General features: G+C 60.4%; 18 protein-coding genes. 8 read left to right on the top strand and 10 right to left on the bottom strand.

The window, feature by feature from the left end; translation table 11 throughout:
• Window positions 1-13: 13 nt before the first annotated feature.
• Entirely contained in the window at window positions 14-2,068 is a 2,055-nt protein-coding gene (locus WD429_RS02945) for a TRAP transporter large permease subunit (RefSeq protein WP_368420694.1), read from the bottom strand.
• A gap of 26 nt (window positions 2,069-2,094) precedes the next feature.
• Complete coding sequence (locus WD429_RS02940; protein ID WP_368420681.1) at window positions 2,095-3,162, bottom strand: hypothetical protein; 1,068 nt, start codon at window positions 3,160-3,162, stop codon at window positions 2,095-2,097.
• Window positions 3,163-3,426: 264 nt separating this feature from the next.
• Here WD429_RS02940 and WD429_RS02935 point away from each other — a divergent pair, with 264 nt between their 5' ends.
• Window positions 3,427-3,699: an HU family DNA-binding protein gene (locus tag WD429_RS02935; RefSeq protein ID WP_368420680.1), complete on the top strand. Its 273-nt coding sequence runs from the start codon at window positions 3,427-3,429 to the stop codon at window positions 3,697-3,699.
• Between the two features lie 55 nt (window positions 3,700-3,754).
• On the opposite strand, the gene WD429_RS02930 is transcribed toward WD429_RS02935, so the two are convergent.
• The 8 genes from WD429_RS02930 to gshB form a co-directional block, all read right to left on the bottom strand.
• A complete protein-coding gene (locus tag WD429_RS02930; RefSeq protein ID WP_368420693.1) occupies window positions 3,755-4,714 on the bottom strand; it encodes a putative solute-binding protein in 960 nt (319 codons plus the stop codon).
• 275 nt (window positions 4,715-4,989) lie between these two features.
• The gene (locus WD429_RS02925; protein ID WP_368420692.1) at window positions 4,990-6,264 is read right to left on the bottom strand and encodes a dihydroorotase; all 1,275 of its coding nucleotides are present in this window, start codon (window positions 6,262-6,264) and stop codon (window positions 4,990-4,992) included.
• A 29-nt stretch (window positions 6,265-6,293) separates the two neighbouring features.
• Entirely contained in the window at window positions 6,294-7,307 is a 1,014-nt protein-coding gene (locus WD429_RS02920) for an aspartate carbamoyltransferase catalytic subunit (protein ID WP_368420679.1), read from the bottom strand.
• Window positions 7,308-7,342: 35 nt separating this feature from the next.
• Window positions 7,343-7,852 (bottom strand): bifunctional pyr operon transcriptional regulator/uracil phosphoribosyltransferase PyrR, encoded by a 510-nt coding sequence (gene pyrR / locus WD429_RS02915; protein ID WP_368420678.1) that lies wholly within the window; start codon window positions 7,850-7,852, stop codon window positions 7,343-7,345.
• 44 nt (window positions 7,853-7,896) lie between these two features.
• Window positions 7,897-8,325: a Holliday junction resolvase RuvX gene (gene ruvX, locus WD429_RS02910; RefSeq protein WP_368420677.1), complete on the bottom strand. Its 429-nt coding sequence runs from the start codon at window positions 8,323-8,325 to the stop codon at window positions 7,897-7,899.
• The gene (locus WD429_RS02905; protein WP_368420676.1) at window positions 8,318-8,884 is read right to left on the bottom strand and encodes a YqgE/AlgH family protein; all 567 of its coding nucleotides are present in this window, start codon (window positions 8,882-8,884) and stop codon (window positions 8,318-8,320) included. Before WD429_RS02905 ends, ruvX begins: the two co-directional genes overlap by 8 nt.
• The gene (locus WD429_RS02900; RefSeq protein ID WP_368420675.1) at window positions 8,881-9,747 is read right to left on the bottom strand and encodes a TonB family protein; all 867 of its coding nucleotides are present in this window, start codon (window positions 9,745-9,747) and stop codon (window positions 8,881-8,883) included. The genes WD429_RS02905 and WD429_RS02900 overlap by 4 nt, the downstream gene beginning before the upstream one ends.
• A 2-nt stretch (window positions 9,748-9,749) precedes the next feature.
• A complete protein-coding gene (gshB, locus tag WD429_RS02895; protein WP_368420674.1) occupies window positions 9,750-10,697 on the bottom strand; it encodes a glutathione synthase in 948 nt (315 codons plus the stop codon).
• A 292-nt stretch (window positions 10,698-10,989) separates the two neighbouring features.
• On the opposite strand from gshB, the gene pilG reads away from it, so the two are divergent.
• From pilG to WD429_RS02860, 7 genes are all read left to right on the top strand, one after another.
• Window positions 10,990-11,382 carry a twitching motility response regulator PilG gene (pilG, locus tag WD429_RS02890; protein WP_368420673.1) on the top strand — a complete coding sequence of 131 codons (393 nt, stop codon included), beginning with the start codon at window positions 10,990-10,992 and terminating at the stop codon, window positions 11,380-11,382.
• Between the two features lie 32 nt (window positions 11,383-11,414).
• The gene (gene pilH / locus WD429_RS02885) at window positions 11,415-11,777 is read left to right on the top strand and encodes a twitching motility response regulator PilH (RefSeq protein WP_368420672.1); all 363 of its coding nucleotides are present in this window, start codon (window positions 11,415-11,417) and stop codon (window positions 11,775-11,777) included.
• A gap of 20 nt (window positions 11,778-11,797) precedes the next feature.
• Window positions 11,798-12,343 carry a chemotaxis protein CheW gene (locus tag WD429_RS02880; RefSeq protein WP_368420671.1) on the top strand — a complete coding sequence of 182 codons (546 nt, stop codon included), beginning with the start codon at window positions 11,798-11,800 and terminating at the stop codon, window positions 12,341-12,343.
• 90 nt (window positions 12,344-12,433) lie between these two features.
• Window positions 12,434-14,509: a methyl-accepting chemotaxis protein gene (locus tag WD429_RS02875; protein WP_368420670.1), complete on the top strand. Its 2,076-nt coding sequence runs from the start codon at window positions 12,434-12,436 to the stop codon at window positions 14,507-14,509.
• Window positions 14,510-14,536: 27 nt separating this feature from the next.
• Window positions 14,537-15,436: a protein-glutamate O-methyltransferase CheR gene (locus tag WD429_RS02870; RefSeq protein WP_368420669.1), complete on the top strand. Its 900-nt coding sequence runs from the start codon at window positions 14,537-14,539 to the stop codon at window positions 15,434-15,436.
• 11 nt (window positions 15,437-15,447) lie between these two features.
• A complete protein-coding gene (locus tag WD429_RS02865; RefSeq protein ID WP_368420668.1) occupies window positions 15,448-22,860 on the top strand; it encodes an Hpt domain-containing protein in 7,413 nt (2,470 codons plus the stop codon).
• Complete coding sequence (locus WD429_RS02860) at window positions 22,860-23,912, top strand: chemotaxis protein CheB (protein WP_368420667.1); 1,053 nt, start codon at window positions 22,860-22,862, stop codon at window positions 23,910-23,912. Before WD429_RS02865 ends, WD429_RS02860 begins: the two co-directional genes overlap by 1 nt.
• Window positions 23,913-23,916 lie beyond the last annotated feature (4 nt).

Below are 23,916 nucleotides of genomic sequence, written 5' to 3'. Positions count from 1 at the left end.
ACTACTGATTCGCTCAGGCGTAGAATAGCAACGGCACAAACGCCACCAGCACCAATGAGATACCCATGGCAATCAGCGGCATGATGATGCGTTCGTGGCGCTGATAGAAGGTGCCTTCCTGTTGCTGAGCCGCCAGCACTTCGGCTTCGCCCACCACTTGCCGGGTGAGCAGGTGGTTCAGGGCCACCGGTGGGCTCAGGTAACCCAACTCGAACGCCACCAGCGTGACCATCCAGAAGTGAATCGGGTGAATGCCGCTGCTGTAGGCGATGCTAGCCACAGTGGCGGTGACCAGTATAACGGCACCGAAGGCGTCCATGATCATGCCGAGGATAACCAGGATAACCACCATCAGCAGCATCGCGGACCAGGCGCTGTCGAAGGCCTGGGGAAAGGCTTCCATGAGCTGTGAGCGTTCGATGACGCCACCAATACTGACCGACAGACCCATCAACAACAGCAAGGCACCGATTTCAGCGGTGGTGTCGTTGGTGGCCGAGCGCATGCTGTTTTCCAGGCCCTGGTGCGGGCGCTCGCCGCTGGTTTGGCGGCGGTTTTTCAGGGTGATGTGTTCGTACACCAGAAGCGCCAGCATAATCACCGGCAACAGACGCGGGGCTGAGAACTCGTCCATCTTCACGTCCAGCGCAAAGCGGTAGAGCAGTACCACACCGGCAATCACCAACGCGTAGGGCATCAACGGGCGCAGGGCCTGCATCATGGCCGGGAACGCCTGGGAAGACGGAGCCAGATCAAACTTGCTCTGCCGGTTGACGCTCAGGGCCACCACCGCAAACATGCTGGCGGTCAGCACGAACACCCAGATGCCCCAGCCGAACAGGTCGTCAGTGGTGACTTCCCGGTTAAGGTAGGCGATCACCACCACCAGCAGGCAGGGCCGCAGCACCACCCCCAGTGAGCCAGACATGGCCGTGGCGGCCAACGCCAGATGGCGGCGTGCACCGGCGGCCCGGAGTTCGCTGTAGATCACCGCACCGGCGGCGATGACAAAAATGCCGGAAGCGCCTGTGTAGGCGGTAGGAATCGCGGCCACCAGCACGGCCACCAGCGCCAGCAGCTCCGGTGGCATTTTCCACGGTCGGAATACGTTGAATACCAGGGTCGCCAGCCGGGTCTGCTTCAGCATCATGCCAACCCACACGTAAAGCCCGACGTTGAGGAACATGTCGGACAATTCCATCATTTTGCCCAGATAGATGCCAATGCCGGAGGCGTGGCCGATCAGCGCAAAATAGCTGCCGGAAATCAGGCACATCACCGTGTACAGCGGCACGGCCAGCAGCGCCTTGTTCAGTTCGCCGCCTTCGCGCAGGTCATCCGGTACGCGGATCAGCCGGTAGAGGCTGGCAAGAGTGAGGCAGGTGAAGCCGGTAATCCACAAGTTGTGGAGCAGCATTTCCTCGCCGAACATGGGCGTGTCGCTGCCCATGCTCGATTGCCGGAAGATCGCACTGGAACCCAGCAACATGGCGTTGGCCAGGGTCTGCAGGGTATGGGAGACGGTGTAATCCAGACGGGTTTCCATGGCCCGCATGGCAATATGATGGCGGGTCAGCGTGGCGGTCACCGCGCACAGCATCACCAGGATCACCAGAATGAAGCGCTGGGATTCCAGGCCGAAGGCGATCAGATCCGCCACGAACAGTTCCACGGTGCGATACGCGCGCACGCCGGGGGTCAGCTTGTCTTTCAGTTCTTCGTAACTGACGTAGCTGGCCTGGCAATTGGCCACGGAGCGCTCAAGGGCAAGCCGAACGTCCGCCGGGTTCTGTTCCGCTTCACCCAGCAGCGCCGCCATGGGGTTGTCGTTCTGTTCGGCGAGCTGTTTCTGAACTGCGGCGTCGATGTCCCGGTTGGGGTTGCAGGTTGGAGCCACGGGGTCCGCGCGGAGCTTGTAATAGCCGCTCCACATGGCTTCCCCGCCTCGCAACATCTGGTTATGAATGTCACTGCTGGTGGAGAACAGCACCACCGCCAGCAACAGCAGACACGCGGGCAGAGAGGAAAACCACTCCAACCCGCTGCGACGAAAACCAACCTGAGACACAACAGCGCGTTCTGAAGACATAATGGTTACAGCAAGTCGTCCAGATCCATGGTTTCAACCGCTTCGGCCTGGTCATCCCAGAAGGTGCCAAGCTGCCCCATCGGCGTACGATAGCCGTTGTGCTCGACCCAGAGCCGGTCGGAAATAGCGACAATCATCTGGGTGGCCATGGCATCGACAAAACGCCACTCTTCGTTGGAGGGTGTTTCCTCGAGGGATTCAGCGTGGCTGCGGATCACGTCACGCAGGCGCTCATCGTCGCCCTTGTTGATGGCGGCAATGGCGTGGAACACGTGGCTGATGCGTACGCCCGCTTCTTCGCCCTGCTTGTCGGCAATTTCCAGGCGTTCAAAGGCATTTTCACCCTCTGGCTGCGCGCCGGGGATCATCGCCCAGACCGTTGCCCGCAAGGCCATGGGTGCACCCCACCATTTTTCGTTGTCCAGACAGCTGGTGGCACGGGCCACCACGGAGCCAACGTTTTTGGGAACGCCGATGAACGACGTGGACTGAATCTCCGCATTCAGCGCCTGCAGGCCGGAGAGCAATCCCGCCAGGTAAATGAATTCGCCGAGATCGTCGTCGAAATCCGGGCATTCGCCGGTGCCGGGCTCGCCGTAGAAGGTGTTGTGATGCTGCCAGCCGCGGAAATAGCGTTTGGCAGCGGTGGCGTGGGCCCGCTTCTGGCGCACCATCGCGTCTTGGGCGTTGTCTGCGTTCATGGCGCGCAGCGCCGCCAGGCCCTGGAGTTCGTATTCACGGGCCTGCTCTTCGGCGCAGCCGCCCGCGGACAGGTACAGCATTACCGCGAGCTGATCCGGCTCGTCGGTCACGCGTCCGAATGACATCAACAAGGGCGCGGTGGCTTCGCTCATGGCGCACCCCATGGCGAGGTCACCGCTTTCCAACAGATAGGGGACCGTATGGTTCCTTGAGAAGCCCTGCATGACATCACCGGTGGTTTTGTAAATCATGTGATTCACCACACCGCATCCGCTCAGCGCAACGCTGGCCACCACCGCTGCGGTCAGACCACGCAACCTGGCCATACCGGAGAGCCGTTGCCCCGCTGTTTTCTGGAGGAGTACTGTCATAACTTCTGCACCTTCTGTTCTTGTTTTATGAGCCAGACGGGCCGCCCGATACCCGCCTGCGCTCGGTTACATTCTGTAACACGATACGCATTATGGCGGACAACCCTGTGTTTTTATGAGAACCGCCCCGCAATTGACGGTGAAGTCACCTTTACCTTTCCCGACGGGAAGTTGCACATTGCCGCCGAAACCACTATAGATTGGTTCAGCCAGCGGTTGGCAAGCCGCTGGCGACACACCAAAAACGACAATAAGGAGTACCCGATGCGAAAACCTGAACTGGCAGCCGCCGTTGCCGACCAAACCGGCCTGACCCGCGAGAAAGCCAGCGAGGTCATCACCGCCTTCACTGACCAGATCTCGGCCGCTGCCTCCAAAGGCGAAGACACCACCCTGATCGGTTTTGGCACCTTCAACATCCGCGCCCGCGAAGCCCGCGATGGCCGCAACCCCCAGACCGGTGCCACCATCCGCATTGCAGCCAGCAAAACCGTTGGTTTCAAAGCCGGTAAGGCGTTAAAAGACGCTGTCAGCTGATCGGATCGGGCCCGTCAATGCGGGCCCTTTTTGCCCCCCTTCCGTAACTGTTACCTCAGGAAGCGCATTCCGACCGTGAGCCATCCACCCGGCACCGTATCGCTTTCATCAGCTTGATCGCCCGCTCGTCATACACCTCGTCTTCCAGCAGGGACAACCGAACTTTTCGTAGCATCTTGTCGTATTCCGCCACGTCTTCCCGAGGCGGGTGCATCCAGACGTCTTCCGGAATCTCCGACTCGGCCTGGGCGATGATTTCGTAGGCTTCATCGATGCGCTTGATGGACTGGTCACGAACCATCTGCCCGGCCGCGTCCGGGAAGCGGTCACGGTGGATGATCACCTGGAAGTTCATGTAGGCCAGCGCGTACTTGAACACACCACCGTTGGGCGTCACGCCTTTGTAGAGTTCCAGCGGGGAATAGGCGACGGCCGGCGCATAGGCCAGATCAACACTACCGTTGTTGAACTTGCCGGCAAAGTTGGCGGAATTGGAGCCCACCACTGACGCGCCCACATGCCGCACCATGCGCACGGAAGCGCTGTCGAAATCGAGGGTGGCAATCCGCTTGCCCTGAAGCTTTTCAACGGAATCGATGGCACGGTCGCGGGTGTGCAGATAGACCGCCCCGCCCGGGAACACGCCGGCTACTTCGTAGGGGCCATCGATCAGGAACTGCCGCGCCTTGGGCTGGCTGAGGGTGTTGTACAGCAGCCGCATTTCCTCTTCACCGGGCACTGCACCCATGGCTTCGAGGGTGCCAGTAAACTTGTTGAATTCCCGGGCACGGGTGCCGGTCAGCAGCACGGCGTCGCACTGGCCGGCCTTGAAGTCTTCAGCCGCGACTTTTTCGTCCGTATAAGCGCGAAGATCGAGTTTGATGCCTTCTTTCAACGCCACCGGCTGGAAGGTTTTGGTGATGGCGAACAGCGGTCCGTTAGCACCGACCGGATCAAACACGCAGAAGCTTCGTTCGAGGGGGGATTCTTCAGCCTGGGTAACAGGCGCAAGCATGAGGCCGGCACACAAGGCAGCCGCCACCGCCACCCTGTGCGGGAGGTTAGCTGATTTCACGGGGATGACTCCTGAATTATTATTGTCAGACGGCGGGTGCTTCCAGTTGCACCGGTCACGTCGCGATATCCTGACCCGAGATTAGGTCGGTCCCCGCAAGAATACGTTGGCACAGGTGCCTGCCATCAAGGGCTCTTCAGCAAAAAGGTGAGAAACTGTGATGGGCTCGACAGAGGTAGGGCCACCTCTGCCGCATTGCCACGGATTCCGCGGCCTCAGCGCGAAGCCACTTGCCAGGCCACGGTGCCGCTGCACAGTGTCATTCGCACCACCCCCGGCAAAGGGCTGCCCATCAATGGTCCATGACGCCCGGCCGAGATCAGACTGTGGTGATCCGGCGTCCAGCTTGCGTCGGGATCGAACACACACAGGTTGGCCGCCGCGCCCTCACTCACATCGGCGGTCTCGCCAAGGATGGCCGCAGGCCCTCGGGTCAACGCGGACAGTAGGCGCGGCAATGTCAGCTCACCACGGTTAACCAGTAACAAGCCCATCGACAAGGTGCTTTCGATGGTCGACAACCCCGGTTCAGTGGCACCCAGCGGGGCCTGTTTGGCGGCCGAATCGTGGGGCTGGTGCTGGCTGACAATGGCATCGATCACGCCGTCGCGGACGCCGGCCAGCAAGGCCCGGCGGTCAGATTCCGCGCGCAGCGGTGGCCGTACGTGGAAGCGGCTGTCAAAACCCGCCAGCGCCTCTTCGGTGAACAGTAACTGGTGCATGGCAACATCGGCTGTCACGGCAATGCCGCGCTGGCGGGCGTCCGCCACCATCTCCACACTGCGCGCCGATGACAGCTGGCTCAGGTGCAGGCGAACGCCGGTTTCTTCCGCCAGCAGCAGCATTTCCATCACCGAGGTGGTTTCCGCCACTTCCGGGATGCCGAGCAGGCCAAGGCGTGAGGTTACCAGGCCGTCGTGGGCATAGCCGTCGGCGGCCAGCGCCTGATTTTCGGGGCTGAACATCAACGTCAACCCGAAGGTTTTGGCGTAGGCCATGCAGCGGCGAAGAACCCGGGCGTTCCGCACACCACGGCCGGCGTTGCCAAAGGCAACACACCCGGCCGAGGACAAACCCGCCATATCGCTGAGCAATTCCCCTTCGAGGCCGCGCGTCACCGCGCCTACCGGCAGCACGCGGATGGGTGATCGGGCCTGGGCGACGTCACGGATCATGTGGGTCACGGCACCGGAATCGTTGACCGGTGAAGTCTCCGGTGATGCGCAAACCGTGGTAAAACCTCCCCGGGCCGCGGCCCGGGTTTCCGAGGCAATGTTGCCTTTCTGCCCGTTACCCGGCTCCCGCAGGTTGCAGCACAGGTCCACCAGCCCGGGGGCGACAATACTGCCGGCGGCGTCAAAGACGTCATCGGCACGGGCGCTCTCGGCGGCTTTACCGACCGCGGTGATCACGCCATCAGCAATAACAACAGACGCTTCGATCAGTTCGTCACTACCCGGCAGTACGAGCCGGCCGTTGATGATTTTCAGGGATTCTCCGGGTGTGTTGCTGCTATTGGTCACGCCTGTTCTCCCCCGGCCAGGTTCTGGTTGCGTTCTGACATCTGCCCGCCCATGGCCATGGACATCACCGCCATGCGAATGGCGATGCCGTTGGTGACCTGATCGAGAATCACCGATTGCGGGCCATCCGCCACGGCAGATTCTATTTCCACCCCACGGTTAATGGGGCCCGGGTGCATCACAATGCATTCCGGATGCGCCAGTGCCAGCTTGGCCTGGTCAAGGCCGTAGAGGCGGTAAAACTCCCGCTCGCTGGGCAGCAATGCCCCTTCCATACGTTCTTTCTGCAGCCGCAGCATGATGACCACATCCAGGTCCTTCATGCCTTTTTGCATGTCGTATTCCACGGTGCAGCCCAGGCTTTCCACATCCCGGGGCAACAGCGTGTCAGGGGCGATGACCCGCACTTCCGCCGCGCCCAGTTCGTTGAGGGCGCGAATCTGGGAGCGCGCCACGCGGGAGTGCAGCACATCGCCGACGATGGCGACTTTCAGACCCTCGAAACCGCCTTTGTGTTGGCGAATGGTCAGCATGTCGAGCATGGCCTGGGTCGGATGGGCGTGGCGGCCATCACCGGCATTAATGATCGCCACCCCGGGGGTTACGCTTTCGGCAATAAAATGGGGCGCACCGCTCTGGGCGTGCCGCACCACGAACATGTCGCTGGCCATGGCTTCCAGGTTGAGCAACGTGTCCGACAGGGATTCGCCTTTGGAGGTGGCCGAGGTTCTGATGTCCAGGTTGAGTACGTCAGCCGACAACCGCTTGGCGGCCAGCTCAAAGGTGCTGCGGGTACGGGTGCTGGATTCGAAAAACAGGTTCACCACCGTGCGGCCACGCAACAGCGGGACTTTTTTGATGGACCGCTCGCCGACTTCGATGAAGGAATCGGCGGTATCAAGGATATCGGTCAGCATGGCGCGGTCGAGCCCATCGAGGGTCAGGAAGTGGCGCAGCTGGCCATCCGCGGTCAGCTGCAGGGGTCGGTTTGGAGCTTGGTCTACAGTCATGGGTCGCCTGTTCGCCTGTGAGAGAGTCGCGATGGTTACTGTCCGGCTTCCTGTAATTCGATGTGGAGCGGGTCCGGGCCGCGCAGTTTTACCCGCTGATGACTCTCCAGCGCCAGCACCTTGCCGGTGACATCCGGCTGTATCGGCAGCTCCCGGGCACCCAGGTCAATCAGGGTGGCGAGTATGATACTGGCCGGACGGCCATAATCGAAAATTTCGTTCATCGCCGCGCGAATAGTGCGGCCGCTCATGATGACGTCGTCAATCAGGATGACGTCGCGGTTTTCGGTACTGAACGGCAGGCTGGAAGGCTTGACCCTCGGGTTCAGGCCAATGCGGCTGAAGTCGTCGCGGTAGAAGGAGATGTCCAGCTCCCCATAGGGCTCTTCCAGCCCCAGGCGTTTCCGCATGACGTCCGCCAGCCAGACGCCGCCGGTGCGAATACCGATGAGCGCCGGGGCCTCTACTCGCCGCTCGTCCAGGATGTCTCTCAGCCCGGCTTCCAGTTCGTCCAGCAGGCGGCTCATATCAAGCAATGCGGTCATTATTCCCTCTCTTATCAACCACCGGTCAGGGTTGTCCGGTGACGTTATTGTTCTCGACACCAGGTTTCAAGGATGAGCACGGCGGCGCGGTCATCCACACCATGGCGACCAAAATCGCGGCTGCCACCCCCGGCCATGACATCGCCCTTGGCTTCAAAGCTGGTCAGGCGCTCGTCCACCATTTCCACCGGAACGTGAAAACGGCCGTGCAGCCGTTTGCCAAACTTGCGTGCCCGGGCACACATGTCGTTTTCGCTGTCGTCCATGTTCAGGGGCAGGCCAACCACAACCAGCTGCGGCTGCCATTCCTCAAGCAAGCGCGCGATGCTGTCCCAGTCTGGAACGCCGTCACGGGCCGGCAACAGCGCCAGGGGCTGGCCGGTGCCCAGCATTTCCTGCCCGGTGGCAACGCCTATGCGGCGGGTGCCGAAATCGAACGCCATGACTCGTCGGTTTAGCGCGCCCTCAGGCATGGCCGATGGACTCGCTCAGTTGGTTCAGATCAATGCCGATCAGTGCCAGTACCGCCTTGTAGCGCTCTTCCCAGGGGGTACGGAACAGGATGTCAGTGGTCGCCGGGCACGTCAGCCAGGCGTTACTGCCCAGCTCTTCCTCCAACTGCCCTTTGCCCCAACCGGAGTAGCCCAGGGCCACCAGAAACGAACCGGGGCCTTCGCCCAGGCCGATGCCTTCCAGCACATCCCGCGAGGTGGTCAGCAACACGTCATCGGTGACCTCGGCGGTGTTGTGCCAGCTGGTACCGGGGTTGTGCAGGACAAATCCGCGTTCGGGCTGAACCGGGCCGCCACTGAACACCGGCAGGTCGAGTTCGCCGCCGTCCATGTCCAGCTGTTCCAGAATTTCACCCAGATGAATGTCCAGCGGGTGGTTGATCACCAGGCCCAACGCGCCGTCATCGGAATGCTCACACAGGTAAATCACCGCATTGTGAAAACGCGGGTCTTCAAGATAAGGCGAGGCCACCAGAAAGTGGTGCCTCAGGCTGTTGGGCGAGTGTCTTGATGCGGTCATCCTGATGTCAGCCCCCGTTGCTGGAAAGACCAGGTCCGAATGATTTCCAGTTCGTCCACGTCATCGCGCATGTTGTCCGGGAAAGGCGCAAACGGTGAGGCCATGCGGACAATGCTGATAGCGGCGTCATCCAGCACGGTGCTGCCGGACGACTGCAAAATAGCCACCTCTTTGATTGTGCCATCTTTTTTCAGGGAAACCAGCATTCTTAGCGTGCCGTAGATTCCCGCTTTCCTGGCTTCCGTGGGGTAGTTGATGTTGCCCACCCGCGTAACCTTGCTGATCCAGTTCTGCACGTACCAGGCGTTGCCCGAGCGCAGGGTCGACGCGGCGGTTACCCGCATTATCCGCGGCTTTTTCGCATAGGCCTGGCGCTGGGCCTCGTACCGTGCTTCCAGGCTGGCAATCTCCAGGCTACGCTCCATCAGACTCTTTTTCTCACGCACCGGCAAGGGCTCTTCGGTGTCTTCCACCGCCTTATCTGGCTGGCTCACCTGGCGGCGGCTGGTGGCTTCGGTCTGAACCACGGCCTGCTCCTGGCGGGTCACCGGTTCGGTTCGCGCTTGCGGCTCCGGCCGGACCTCGGCAATCTCGGGCTGGCTGACGTCAGTGGGCTGGGGCGAGGTCATTTCCCGCACCTCGTCCTCGGTGCCACTGCCCTGCTGGCTGGTCTGGGCAAGAAAGTCGGCTTCGTCCGGGTCGGTCTCGTCATCAAACTGAGACAGGGTGATTTCCATGGTTTCCGCCGAAGAGCGTGGCGACTCCGGCGCAAAGGTGATCCCCAGCACCACCACGGCGTGTACCGCCAACGCCATGAACAGCGTGAACGAAAACCGGTCGAAGTCGCTAACCTGGCCCGCCATGGTTACGGCAACCGCTTCTCGATGGCATCCATCAGCTGGCCGGAAATATCGATACCGAAGGCCGCATCCAGCTCACGGATGCAGGTTGGGCTGGTCACATTGATCTCGGTCAGATAATCACCAATGACATCCAGGCCAACAAACATCAGCCCTTTTTCCCGGATGACCGGGGCCACCCGCTCACAGATCTCCCGATCCCGCGCGGTCAGTTCACGGCCTTCGCCACGGCCACCAGCGGCCAGATTACCCCGGTTCTCGCCGTGGGAGGGAATACGTGCCAGGGCGTAGGGCACCGGCTCTCCGTCAATCAGCAGAATGCGTTTGTCGCCAGCGGTGATTTCTGGAATGAATTTCTGCGCCATGGCCTGGTGGGCACCGTAGTGGGTGAGGGTTTCGATAATCACCCCCAGGTTGGCGTCGTTTTCCTTCACGCGGAAGATGGAGCGCCCCCCCATGCCATCAACCGGCTTCATGATGATGTCACCATGTTCGGCATAGAATTCCCGGAGACGGGCCGAAGAGCGGGTCACAATCAAAGGCGGCGTCAGGTCCTCAAACTGGGTGGCGAACAGTTTTTCGTTGCAGTCACGGAGGGTGGCGGCCGGGTTAACCACCAGCGCGCCTTGCTGCTCGGCCGCTTCCAGCATATAGGTCGCCATCAGGAACTCCCGGTCCACCGGCGGATCCTGGCGCATCAGGATAACATCCAGATCACCCAGCGCACGGTCCTGTGAGCCCCCAAAGGTGTACCAGTTCTCCGGGTCCGGATGCACGGTGAGGTCACGGGTGTGCGCTCTCGCCTGCCCGCCTTTCAGGTACATGTCCGGGAGCTCCATGTATTCGATGTGCCAGCCGCGCTTCTGCGCCGCCAGCAACATGGCCAGTGAGCTGTCTTTCTTGAAGTGGATCTTCTCGATGGGGTCCATCACGATCCCGAGTCGGACTGTCATAGTGCCTCTTGAACGCCAGAGTTGAAAACACGAACCAGTCAGCACAGCGAAGGATAGAATAAGTGCTATGCTGAGCCCAGATGGTATTGTACCCGAGCTTTGAATGCATCCGGAGAAATCCGCTGTGTGTAACGTGACATTGCGGGCAGAAGTACATTTGGTCACAAAGTTGTGCTTTTTATCCGGTGCCCGATCCTCTATAAATGAGCAGGATTTATAGAACAACCTTTAGGTTTGTGTTAAAACCACCGTCTAAAATAATGACAGTCGCAGAGCGCAAGGCAGTTGGACAATGGATGACAACTTCGAAAATCTGAAGATTATGGTGATCGACGACAGCAAAACCATTCGTCGCACCGCAGAAACCCTTCTGAAAAAAGTCGGCTGCGAGGTCATCACCGCAACTGACGGCTTTGACGCTCTGGCGAAAATCGCCGATTCCCAGCCGAACATCATCTTTGTCGATATCATGATGCCCCGCCTGGACGGTTATCAGACCTGCGCACTGATCAAAAACAATTCCTCTTTCAAAAAGACGCCGGTCATTATGCTCTCCAGTAAGGACGGCCTGTTCGACAAGGCCAAGGGCCGCATCGTCGGCTCTGACCAGTATCTGACCAAGCCGTTCAGCAAGGACGAGCTACTCAACACAATCCGCCAATATATACCCCAGGCGGAACAGTAAACCTGCTGCAGTAAAGAACTATTGAGGACACCATGGCTCGCATTCTGATTGTTGACGATTCCCCCACCGAGGTTAAGAAAATCTCGACCCTTCTGGAAAAACACAAGCACGAAGTCCTGACTGCCGACAACGGCGCAGACGGCGTGGCCAAAGCCCGTGCGGAAACGCCGGACCTGGTCCTGATGGACGTGGTCATGCCTGGCCTGAACGGTTTTCAGGCTACCCGGCAGCTGACTCGCGCTCCGGAAACCGCCTCGATCCCGGTGATTATTGTGACCACCAAGGATCAGGAAACTGACCGTGTCTGGGGTACTCGTCAGGGTGCTAAAGGCTACCTGGTCAAGCCCGTCAACGAAGATGACCTGATCAAAACAATCAACAGTCTGATTGCCTGATCCCCAACCGTGGAGTACGCATGTCCGCCCAGGCCGCCCCTTTTGCCGTTCTGACGGATATCGCCCTGCGCAGCCGGTCCATGGCGGCCGGGCTGCCAGAACAACAAGAAGCCGTTGAACTCTGGAACGGCATCGGTTTTGTTCTCGCGGGCGAACGATACGTGGCACCCATGGGTGAAGTCACAGAAATCCTCCATGTTCCCCGGTTCACGCATATTCCCGGGGTCCAGCCGTTCATGATGGGCGCTGCCAACGTTCGCGGGCGGCTCCTTCCTCTGGTAGATCTCGCCGGTTACTTCGATATTCCCCGCTCATCACGCAGCTTGCGGGAAAGGCGCGTGCTTGTGGTGGAACAGGGTGATGTGTTCAGCGGGCTGGTGGTCGATAGCGTGTCTGGTATGCAGTATTTCGCCCAGGACAACTTTGTGGCTTCGCCCGAAGGTGTCCCGGGCAGCGTTCAACCGTTTGTTAATGGCGGTTATGAACGAAACGAAGAAGTCTGGAAAGTGTTCTCTGCCGCCGATCTGGTGGATGACGAACGGTTTCTGGACGTCGCGCAGTGGTAAGGATGATGACAATGGCAGGAACATCGTCCCTGCTGCCAACGCCCGCAGACGCAAACTTGCCAATATAATGAAAAGGCCGGGAGCCAGAAAATGAGAAACACCGCCGGAAGATTCGGTATGGGACAGGGAGGCAACAAACTTGTTGCTGGCCTGATCGCCGCACTGATTGCACTCACCGTCCTGCTTGTTGTGGTTCTGTTCATAATCAACAAGGACAGCCAGAACGACCAGGAATACATCGCCCACGCCTCTGAGCTGAGGGTACTGTCACAGGAAATTGCCAAGAACGCGACGGAAGCCGCCGGCGGTACCGCCTCGGCCTTCGATGAGTTGCGTCGCTCCCGTGACGAGTTCCAGCAGCTGTGGTCCTACGTGGTCGACGGTAACCCGGAAACCGGCCTGCCGCCCAGCGAGATTGCCCAGCAGAGCAACGTACAGGGGAACTGGGAGGCCGTTCGTGATAACGCCGACGGCATCCTCTCCACCCGCGATGCCGTACTCGGCCTGCACGAAGTGGCGCGAACACTGAACGAAACCATCCCGCAGCTGCAGGTGGAATACGACGACATCGTACAGATCCTGCTTGATAACGGTGCCCCGGCCGAGCAGATCGCCCTGGCCCAGCGCCAGTCTCTGCTGGCGGAGCGGATTGTTCGCTCTGTCAACAACGTACTGTCCGGTGACGAAGACGCCGTGATCGCCGCCGACCGCTTCGGCCGCGATGCCAGCCTGTTTGGCCGCGTTCTGCAAGGCCAGATGGAAGGCAATCCGGCCATGGGCATCTCCCAGGTAGACAACGAAGACGCCATTTATGGCCTGGAAGCGGTTGGCGAACTGTTCGAGTTCGTTTCGCAGAACGTTGACGCGATCCTTGAAGCTTCTCCCGACCTCTTCAAGGTACGTACAGCGGCCTCTGACATCTTCCAGAACTCCCAGATTCTGCTGGACGACATCTCCGTTCTGGCCAACAGGTTTACCGGGCAGGCCGGCTCCCGCCTGATCAGCCCAACCCTGGCCTTTATCCTTCTTGCCGGCATGGTCGGTATTGTGGTGCTCATTGGTGTGGTGCTCTACCGCGAAGCCCAGCAGCGCCTGGCGACGACTCAGGAGCAGAATGAGCAGAACCAGAACGCGATCCTGCGACTGCTGGACGAACTGGCAGACCTGGCGGATGGTGATTTGACCACCGAGGCCACGGTTACCGAGGACTTCACCGGTGCCATCGCCGACTCCATCAACTACGCGATCGACCAGATGCGCGGGCTGGTACAGGCGATTCGGGGTACCGCTGTACGGGTTGCATCAGCCGCTCAGGAAACCCAGGCCACAGCCAGGCACCTGGCCGATGCGTCCGAGCACCAGGCCCAGGAAATTGCCGGCGCCTCTGCCGCTGTGAACGAAATGGCGGTATCCATCGACCAGGTATCTTCCAACGCAGCTGAGTCTTCCGCGGTTGCTGAGCGGTCGGTCGCGATCGCCAAGAAAGGCGCGGAAGTGGTACAGAACACCATTCGCGGCATGGATAACATCCGTGAGCAGATTCAGGAAACTTCCAAACGGATCAAGCGTCTGGGTGAATCTTCCCAGGAAATCGGTGACATCGTATCGCTGATCAACGACATCGCCGACCAGACCAACATCCTGTCTCTGAACGCAGCGATTCAGGCCTCCATGGCCGGTGACGCCGGCCGGGGCTTCGCGGTGGTGGCGGACGAAGTTCAGCGCCTGGCGGAACGCTCCTCGGCGGCAACCAAGCAGATCGAAGCGCTGGTTAAGACGATCCAGTCGGACACCAACGAAGCCGTAATTTCCATGGAACACACCACCGCCGAGGTGGTCCGTGGTGCCCGTCTGGCACAGGACGCGGGTATCGCGCTCGAGGAAATCGAGAACGTATCCATGTCTCTGGCGGAGCTGATCCAGAACATTTCCAACGCCGCGCGTCAGCAGTCGTCTTCTGCGGCACACATTTCCAACACCATGAACGTCATCCAGGAAATCACCTCGCAGACGTCATCCGGTACCAACGCAACCGCGAAGTCGATCGGGAACCTGGCGGAAATGGCCTCCGAACTGCGGTCTTCCGTTGCCGGCTTCACCCTGCCCGACGAAGAAGGGTCGGAACAGCAGGAAGAGGAAGACAGCGACGTACCGGTGGTGGGCTGATCGAGTTTCCGAGGCGACTGACGGTTTATGGCTGAAACACGCAACGACCTGTCAACTGCTGAGGGCATCTGGTCCCTGCGCCGACTTCCGGAAATGGATGAGGCGCAGTTCAGCCAGTGGCAAACCCTGCTGGAGCATCGAACCGGGATTACGCTTTCCTCGGGTCGACAGTCGTTTCTCGAGACCAACCTCGGGATACGCATGCGGGAAATCGGCTGCAGCAGTTACCAGGCCTATTACGAGCAGATCGTATCCGGCCCTGACGCCATTGTGGAATGGGCAACGCTGGTTGACCGCCTGACCGTTCAGGAAACCCGGTTCTTCCGGGATGCGGATGCGTTCCGGTTCGTCTCGGACTTTGTTCTGACACGGCCCCGGGAGCAGCTTAAACGGCGGCCTCTGGAAGCCTGGAGCGTTGGATGTTCCACCGGCGAGGAGCCTTACACGCTGGCGATGGTGCTGAACGAATGCATGACCCAACTGGAGCTACCACCGCTGTTTGGCGTGACCGGATCAGACATCAGCAAACCAGCCATTGAGAAAGCCCAGAAGGGGCTGTTTAACGCTCGCAAACTGGTAGGCATGAACGAAGATCTGAAGGCCAGATACTTTCGGCCAGCGGAGCGGAACTCCATCGAAATTGTAGACAGCATCCGCGAGCGGGTGTGTTTCACACGATTGAACGTGCTGGACCTGAACCAGGCACCCATGCACGGCATGAACATTATCTTCTGCCAGAATCTGCTGATTTATTTCCGGCGCTGGCGCCGGCGGGAAATCATAAAGCGGCTTGCAGAGAGGCTGGCGCCCGGGGGGTTGCTGGTGCTGGGCCAGGGAGAGCTGACCGACTGGCAGCCACCGGGCTTACAGAGAGTACCCTCGGAACATGTGCTGGCGTGGATCAAACGCCAGACCGACGAAGAATAACCGGAGTGGTTATGGGCAATCACCATGACAGCATCGCCCTCGACTGGGTTCGGGGCGAGATACAGGACACGCTGACTCAAGGTCAGCAGGCACTTGAAGCGTACGTGGAGAACCGCGATGACACCGCGCGCCTGCGCTTCTGCCTGAACTACCTCCATCAGGTGCACGGCACCCTGCAGATGGTGGAGTTGTATGGCGCCGCCCTGCTGACCGAAGAAATGGAGAAGCTTACCCAGGCGGTACTGAACGATACCGTTGTCAGTGTGGACGATGCCGTCGAAGTGCTGATGCAGGCCATCCTGCAATTGCCCCAGTACCTTGAACATCTGGCCAGCAGCAAAGATGACTTTCCGATGGTGCTGCTGCCGCTGCTGAACGATCTGCGAGCCGCCCGGGGTGAAGCCCTGTTGTCGGATACCTCTCTGTTCAAGCCCGATCTTACGCCCTCCCGGCAGCGTGCCGCCGCCAACACGTCTCAGCGACTGCAGGACCCCACGGTTCTGGGCCACATCCGCAAACTGCGCCAGATGTACCAGTTTGCCCTTGCCGGTGTCGTACGCGAGGCCGATCTGGACGCCCACTTCGATTACATGCAGAAGGTGATCCAGCGACTAACCCGGCTGTGCCAAAATACGCCCCGCGGCGAACTGTGGAAGGCCGCCGGTGCGTTTATTGAGACCCTTCAACAGCACGCGAATCCGGTCAACACTGCGGTCAAATCGCTGCTGCGGGAGCTGGATGCGGAAATCCGCCGGCTAACCGACGAGCACGTCGATATCCTGCAACAGGCGGTCCCCGAGGCGCTGTTCAAACATCTGTTGTACTACGTTGCCCGCGCCCGCGACCTGGATACCCCCAAGGTGGCCGAGCTGCGCAAAAGCTATCAGCTTGATCAGGCGCTGCCGTCCGAGGACGACGTCGACGCCGCCCGCTCGCGGGTCTCCGGCCCGGGGCGCGAAGCGATTCACTCGGTGGTCAACGCCCTCAATGAAGAATTGGCCAAGCTTAAAGATCAGCTTGACCTGTTCGTACGCGCCGAACTGCGCCAGAACGCCGAGCTCGACGAATTGCTGCCGGGCCTGAAACAGGTCGCCAACACGCTGGCGGTGCTCGGGCTTGGTATTCCTCGCAAGGTGGTGACTGACCAGATTGAACTGGTGGAACGCCTCTCGGGCCAGTCGGATGCCGTGGACGACGGCACCCTGATGGATATTGCCGGTGCCCTGCTCTACGTCGAGGCCAGCCTGGCGGGCCTGGACAGTGACCGCTATCAGGAAACCAGCGAATCGGCCGATGGCGAACAGACCATCAACCTTGGCAGCCGCGAACTCGGCGAAGCCAGCGGTGCGCTGCTGCGCGAATCCCGAAATACCCTGGAACAGGTGAAAACCGCCATCGTCAATTTCATCGCGTCCCAGTGGGATGTGCGGGAAATTGAGCACGTGCCGGGGTTGCTGCACAGCATTCGCGGCGGGCTCGGGCTAATACCTCTCGACCGGGTCGCCGCCATGCTCGGTTCGGCGGAACGCTACATCACCGACGTGCTGCTGGGTGGCCGACAGGTCCCGGACTGGAAGCAGCTCGACACGCTTGCCGATGCGGTTACCAGCATCGAGTATTACCTGGAACGTCTGGCCGAAGGCATCGGCGAAAATGACAGCATTCTCCGCGTTGCCGAGGAAAGCCTGGCATCCCTGGGCTTCCCGGTCGGTGTTGAACCCACCTGGACGCAACCGGATGAGAACGACGACGCTGGCGAAAGTGACAGCGACCTTCCAATGCTTGATAGCCAGCCAGAAGCAACCGCGGCCAAAACGTCGGACGACGAACTTCTGGACGAGGAAATCCTCGGTATCTTCGTCGAAGAAGCCGAAGAAGTTCTGGAAACCGTCCACGAGTTCTACCCCCGCCTGCGCTTCAACCACGACGACCGCGAGGCGCTGACCGAGGTACGACGGGCCTTCCACACCCTCAAAGGCAGCGGCCGCCTGGTGGGAGCCACCAGCCTTGGTGAACTGGCCTGGTCGGTGGAAAACCTGCTTAACCGTATTATCGACCAGACCATCAAGCCAAACGATGAATTGTTTGCGCTGATCGACGACGTCAACGCCCGCCTGCCATCACTGATTCGCGAATTCCGCGAAGGCCAGACCGGTGGCGATGTGGCCCAGCTCATCCAGCGCGCGGAGGCTATGTCCACCACACGCAAAGCCGACGGCGATCAAACCGCCGCCGCAGAGCCGGTGGAAACGCCAGAGGAAAACGTCAACGACGCCGTTGCCGAACCGGAAGTCACCGCCAGCGCGCAGGACGATGACGACCTCATCGACGACGAAATTCTCGAAATTTTTATCGAGGAAGCCGGCGAAGTTCTCGACACCATCCGCGAATACCTGCCGATGCTGCTGCGTCAGCACGATGACCGCACCGCGCTATCGGAAGTCCGGCGGGCGTTCCATACCCTCAAAGGCAGTGGTCGCATGGTCGGTGCCCAGGTGGTTGGGGAACTGGCCTGGTCGGTCGAGAACATGCTGAACCGGGTCATCGACGGCAGCATCTTCATGAACGACGACATCGCGACCCTGCTCGACGATGCTACCAGTGCCCTGCCCGCGCTGGTCGAAGACTTTGAAAAGCGCCGCGCGGCCAGCCTGGATATTTCATCCCTGGAGGCCCGAGCCAATGCTCTGGCCAACGGTGAAATTCCAGATACCTCCAGCATGCCGGCGCCCGAGACCCCGGACGAAGCCTGGGGCGATGAACCAGAAGAACCGGTGACAGTTGCGCCCGGCACCGACGACAATGGTGTGGATCCAGTGCTGCTGGATATTTTCGAGAGTGAAGCGCAAACCCACCTGCAGACCCTGAAAGCCTATCTGGAGTACGCCGGGGGCAAAGCGTCGGTTGCCTACACCGACGACCTGTCACGGGCGCTCCACACCCTTAAAGGCAGTGCCCATACGGCGGGTATCATGCCCATCGCAGCCGTGGTCACACCGCTGGAGCGCTTCATCAAGGAAGCCCGTGCCCAGAACAAACGCGCGGATCTCGAGGTCACCGGATTAATTGCGGATGCCTGCGAATTTCTGAACCAGGGTTTGAGTCAGCTACGAGACGATCCACAAGCCACCCTGGCCGGAACCGACGACTACCTTGAGCGACTGGACCAGGTGACTGCTGACACACTGCGCACTCACACCAGTGCGGACCAGGAGCAATCCAGCCAGCCCTCCGCACCCCAGTTGGTGCAGCTGTTCCTTAACGAAGGGCTCGACATCCTGCTGGATGCCGACCGCATTCTGGATGACTGGGCGGCTGAGCCGGGCCAGACTGCGGCGGTCGATAAGCTGCGCAGCGAGCTCAAATTGCTGGCTTCCCGCGCGCAAGAGGCGGGCCTGGCCGATGTCGCTCACCTCTCGGCAGCCCTGGCAACCACCTATGACCGGGCTGCAGAACCGGCGTTCACCCCTGACGACGCTTTCTTCAACACCGTAAGAGGCGGACACGAACAGCTGATCAATATGATGGATCAGGTTGCCGCCGGCCTGGCCACCGAGTCCGGTGACGAACTGATTGCCGACCTGGAAAGCCTGAGCGGCGGCAATGGCGAAGCAGAACCGGAGGCCTTCGAACAGGAGTTCACCGGCGACCTGGAGGAAATCGATCTCAGCTTTGAGATGGACGAGTCCGAGCTGCCAACCCTGGAGGCTGAAGAGCCCCCTCGGGAAGATGCCGAGGCATATTCCGAGCCCGGTGCCGATTCCAATGACGATGATATGGATCAGGAACTGGCAGAGATCTTCCTTGAGGAAGCCCGTGACCTGATCAACAGTTCCGCGGAAACGCTGCAGAGCTGGAGTGAGAACACCGCCAACCTTGATCTGTTGCGGCTGCTGCAGCGCGACCTGCACACCCTCAAAGGCGGTGCGCGTCTGGCGGACATTCCTGCGGTGGGCGACCTTTCCCACGAGCTGGAAACCCTGTTTGAGGGCCTGACCGAACAGCGCTTGTCGATCACTGATGAACTCTCTGATCTGTTGTTCCGCTGCCACGATCGCCTGGCAGGTATGGTGGATGCCCTTGAACAACAGGAACCGCCACGGCCGGCACCTGACCTGATCGGTGAGATTCACGCGTATATGGGTGCGGCAACCGGCTCACGGCCGGTGACCGACGTCCGTGCCACGGACACCGATTCGGACAACGAATTGCCCATGCCGGAGCTCGACAAACCGCACGCCAACGACCTGTCACACATGGACCCTGAGTTGGTCGGCATCTTCCTGGAAGAAGCCTATGACCTGATCAACTCCACCGGCAGCGCACTGCACACCTGGAGTGAAGACCCCTCCAACCGCGATGTGGCCGCCGAACTCCAGCGCGACGTGCATACGCTCAAGGGCGGCGCGCGCATGGCCGGCGTGGATGCCATCGGTGATCTCACCCACGTGCTCGAAGATCTGTTCGAGAAAGTGGCGGAAGGACAACTGGCCGCCAGCGAAGACATGAACGATCTGCTGTTCGCTTGCCACGACCGCCTTGCCCAGATGGTGGAGCAGGTTGCCACCCAGCGGCCGTGCCCGCCAGCGGACGACCTGGTTGCCAAAGTAAGCGCGACTCTTGCCGGCGAGCCAATGCCAGCCGACAGCCAGGTATTCGGCCCGCCCGACACGATGGCCGACGCCATTCCGGACGCGAGCGACGACGAACTGGTCAGCATATTCCTCGATGAGGGGCTGGAAATTCAGAGCGCCGTCAGTGAATGCCTGGCCCAGTGGCGCGAAGAGCCGGATCAGCTGATTGGGGTCACCCAGCTTCAGCAGGAGCTGCACACCCTGAAGGGCGGTGCCCGCCTGTCGGACGTTGATCCCATCGCCGACCTGGCGGAAGCCTGGTCCGATGCCCTGGACCCGCTCATCAGCGGTGACAGCAACCAGGCTATCCTGTTGGCCCTGAGTGACCGGGCGCTTAACAGTCTGAAGCAGATGCTCGGCCGTCTTGAAGAAGGCAGCAAGCCGGCGGCTGACACCGGTTTACTCAATGAATTCCGTGAGGCTCACAACGCAGCCGGAGAAGAAGCGCCATCACAGCAGCCCGGCGCGGCGGATGAGAATACGGACGATGTCGATCCGGAAGTGCTGGAAATTTTCCTGGAGGAAGCCGGTGAAATTCTGGACCAGCTCGAGCAACTGCTCGACGACTGGCGCAAGGAACCCGCCAACCACCACTTCAATCAGGAAGCACAGCGCGCCTTGCATACCCTCAAGGGCGGTGCCCGGCTGTCCCAGCTGCGGGAACTGGGGGACAAATCGCACGCTTTTGAGACCCGGCTGATCGACCTGGGTGGCAACGCGCCGGACGACAGTACCTGGCAGGCAATCACCGCCGACCACGATGCCATTGTGGCGTTGGTGGGCGGTATTCGTGACGCCTTCCAGCAGAGTGGCCAGGTGCCAGCCGAGGTCGCACAAACGCCGGCACCGGAAGCGCAGCCCGCTGCCCCGGTTGCAGCAGCTCCGGCACCAGCGCCGCAACCCAAAAAACCTGCCGCCAAAGCCCGGAACAAGGCCACCGAAGCACAGCGCGCTGCCCAGGAATCCATTCGGGTGTCCGCACCGTTGCTGGACGAGCTGGTCAATCTGGCGGGCGAAACCAGTATTACCCGTGGCCGCCTGGAGCAGCAGAGCAGTGACTTCAGCCATACGCTCGATGAAATGGCCGCGACGATTGAGCGTCTGCGAGAGCAGCTCCGGCGCATGGATATCGAAACAGAAACCCAGATTCTGTTCCGTGCTGAGAAAGAACACGGTCCGGATTACGGGGACGACTTCGACCCCCTGGAAATGGATCGCTACTCTTCTATCCAACAGCTGTCACGGGCCTTGAGTGAATCATCCTCTGACCTCGCCGACCTGAGGGAAACCCTGGCTGACCGGGTGCGGGGCACAGAAACCCTGCTGGTGCAGCAGTCCCGCATTAACACGGAGCTCCAGGAAGGTCTGATGAAGACCCGGATGATTCCGTTTGCCTCCATGGTGCCCCGGCTGCGCCGCATCGTTCGCCAGATCAGCGGCGAGCTGGGCAAGAAAGTGGAATTCGATGTCCGTAACCCGGAAGGGGAAATGGACCGCAACATTCTTGAGCGCATGATCGCGCCGCTGGAACACATGCTGCGGAACGCGCTTGACCACGGCATCGAAACACCCGCTGATCGTAAAAAGAGCGGCAAACCGGAGACTGGCGAAGTCACCCTGTCGCTGACCCGCGAAGGCGGTGATGTGGTACTGCGCATGATCGATGATGGCGCGGGCATACCGTCCAGTGTCATTCGTGACAAAGCCATCCGTCAGGGCATGTTGGCCGCAGACGAAGAACTGAGCGAACGGGAAATCCTCCAGTTCATCCTGCAGCCCGGGTTCTCCACGGCGCAGCAGGTCACGCAGATTTCCGGCCGTGGGGTCGGTATGGACGTGGTTGCCAGTGAAATCAAACAGCTGGGCGGCAGCCTGGATATTGATTCCACCCTCGGCAAGGGCACCACGTTCACCGTGCGGCTACCGTTCACGGTATCCGTCAACCGCGCGCTGATGGTGTCTACCGGTGAAGACTTCTACGCGATTCCTCTGAACACCATTGAAGGGATTGTGCGGGTAAGCACCTACGAACTTGAAGAATACTACAAGCCCGACGCGCCAATGTACGAATACGCCGGCCAGCAATACCGCCTGCAATATCTGGGCAGCCTGCTGAACAGTGACCACCACCCGAAACTCCAGGGTCAGGCATTGCCCTTGCCGGTTATCCTGGTTCGGGGTGCGGAACAGCCGATGGCCCTGCAGGTCGATAACCTGATGGGTAGCCGCGAAATCGTGGTGAAATCCCTCGGCCCGCAGTTCAGTACCGTGCGCGGCGTGTCCGGCGCGACCATCCTTGGTGACGGCAACGTGGTGGTGATCCTCGACCTGCCTGCGATGATCCGCTCTGACATTCTGTCCGAGCGCCAGCGCCTGGCAAGTCTTGAAAACGCCCGCGAATCGGCGCGCTACGAACAGCAGACCACCATTGTCATGGTAGTTGACGACTCGGTCACGGTACGGAAAGTGACCTCCCGCTTGCTGGAACGTAACGGCATGGAAGTGGTGACCGCCAAAGACGGTCTCGACGCCGTGGCCCAGTTGCAGGACCACAAACCGGACATCATCCTGCTGGATATCGAGATGCCCCGCATGGACGGCTTCGAAGTCGCAAGCTTTGTTCGCCACGATGACAACCTGTGGGAAACACCGATTTGCATGATCACCTCGCGTACCGGTGAGAAGCATCGTGAGAGGGCGCTGGCGATCGGTGTCAACGAATACCTCGGCAAGCCGTTCCAGGAAACCGAACTGCTCGATACCATTTCCCGGCTAACCGGACATCAGTGATGACCGGCCTTTCAGGCCGGCCCAGAGTCGGGATCGTGTCGGATATTGTGCTGCAACGGCACCGGCTTCAGGCGGCAACCTCAAAGTTCGGCCTGGAGGTGTGCTTCTCGGGCGATCCGGACCGGCTGCAGGGTTATCCGGAATTTCCACAGGCCAGCCTGTGGCTGGTCACGCTGGAAGACGAAGCGGACCACCCGGTGCTGTTCGATCATCTGCTGGAGAACACGGACGCCCCCGTGCTGTTTGGCCTGGATGCGGCTCCAAAGCCCGCTACCACCGACTATTTCCGCTGGGAACGTCGGTTGCTGGGCAAACTGGAACAGCAACTGGGCTATCTCGAAGAGCTGGACTCCGAAGCCACCCTGGAAGAACTGGCCGAGCAGTCGGCGGCAGAAACACCCTCCCCCAGCCTGCCGCACTGGATTACACCGGCGGTTCCGGGCTCCATTGCCGAGGACATCTGGATTCTGGGTGCGTCATTGGGCGGCCCCGCTGCGGTCAAATCCTTTCTCGACCATCTGCCGGCGGGGTTGCCGGTCGGTTTCATCTACGCCCAGCATATTGATGACAATTTCACCGGCGTACTCACCCGGGTACTGGGTCGGCACGCCCATTACCGGCTCAAAAAAGCCGAAACCGGTTACCGGGTACGCAACGGGGATGTGATGCTGCTGCCGGTTGAGCGGGAGTGGACGCTCGACACTGCGGGCGCACTGACAGAAAAAGACACGCCATGGCCGGGCCCCTATGGCCCGTCCATCGACCAGGTTCTGCTCAATGTAGCCGACCACTTTGGTGCCCGCTGCCATGCTATCCTGTTCTCTGGCATGGGCAATGACGGTGCCATCGCGGCACCGATGCTGAAAGCCTACGGCAGCCGGATATGGGTGCAGGAAAGCAACAGCTGCGGCAACAGTTCCATGCCGGACTCGGTCGCCGCCACCGGATGTACATCGTTCTGCGGGACGCCAGAGCAGCTGGCCCGGGAACTGGTCAAAACGATTGAAGAATCCTGCCTGCTCAAGGGTCGGCAAAACAGAGATTCCGCCTGAGGAC

Origin of the sequence: Marinobacter sp., assembly GCF_040904845.1 — a bacterium.
In the GTDB taxonomy this organism is placed as follows: domain Bacteria; phylum Pseudomonadota; class Gammaproteobacteria; order Pseudomonadales; family Oleiphilaceae; genus Marinobacter.
Note: the sequence above shows the minus strand (reverse complement) of the source record. Positions and strands in the feature narration are given on the sequence as shown.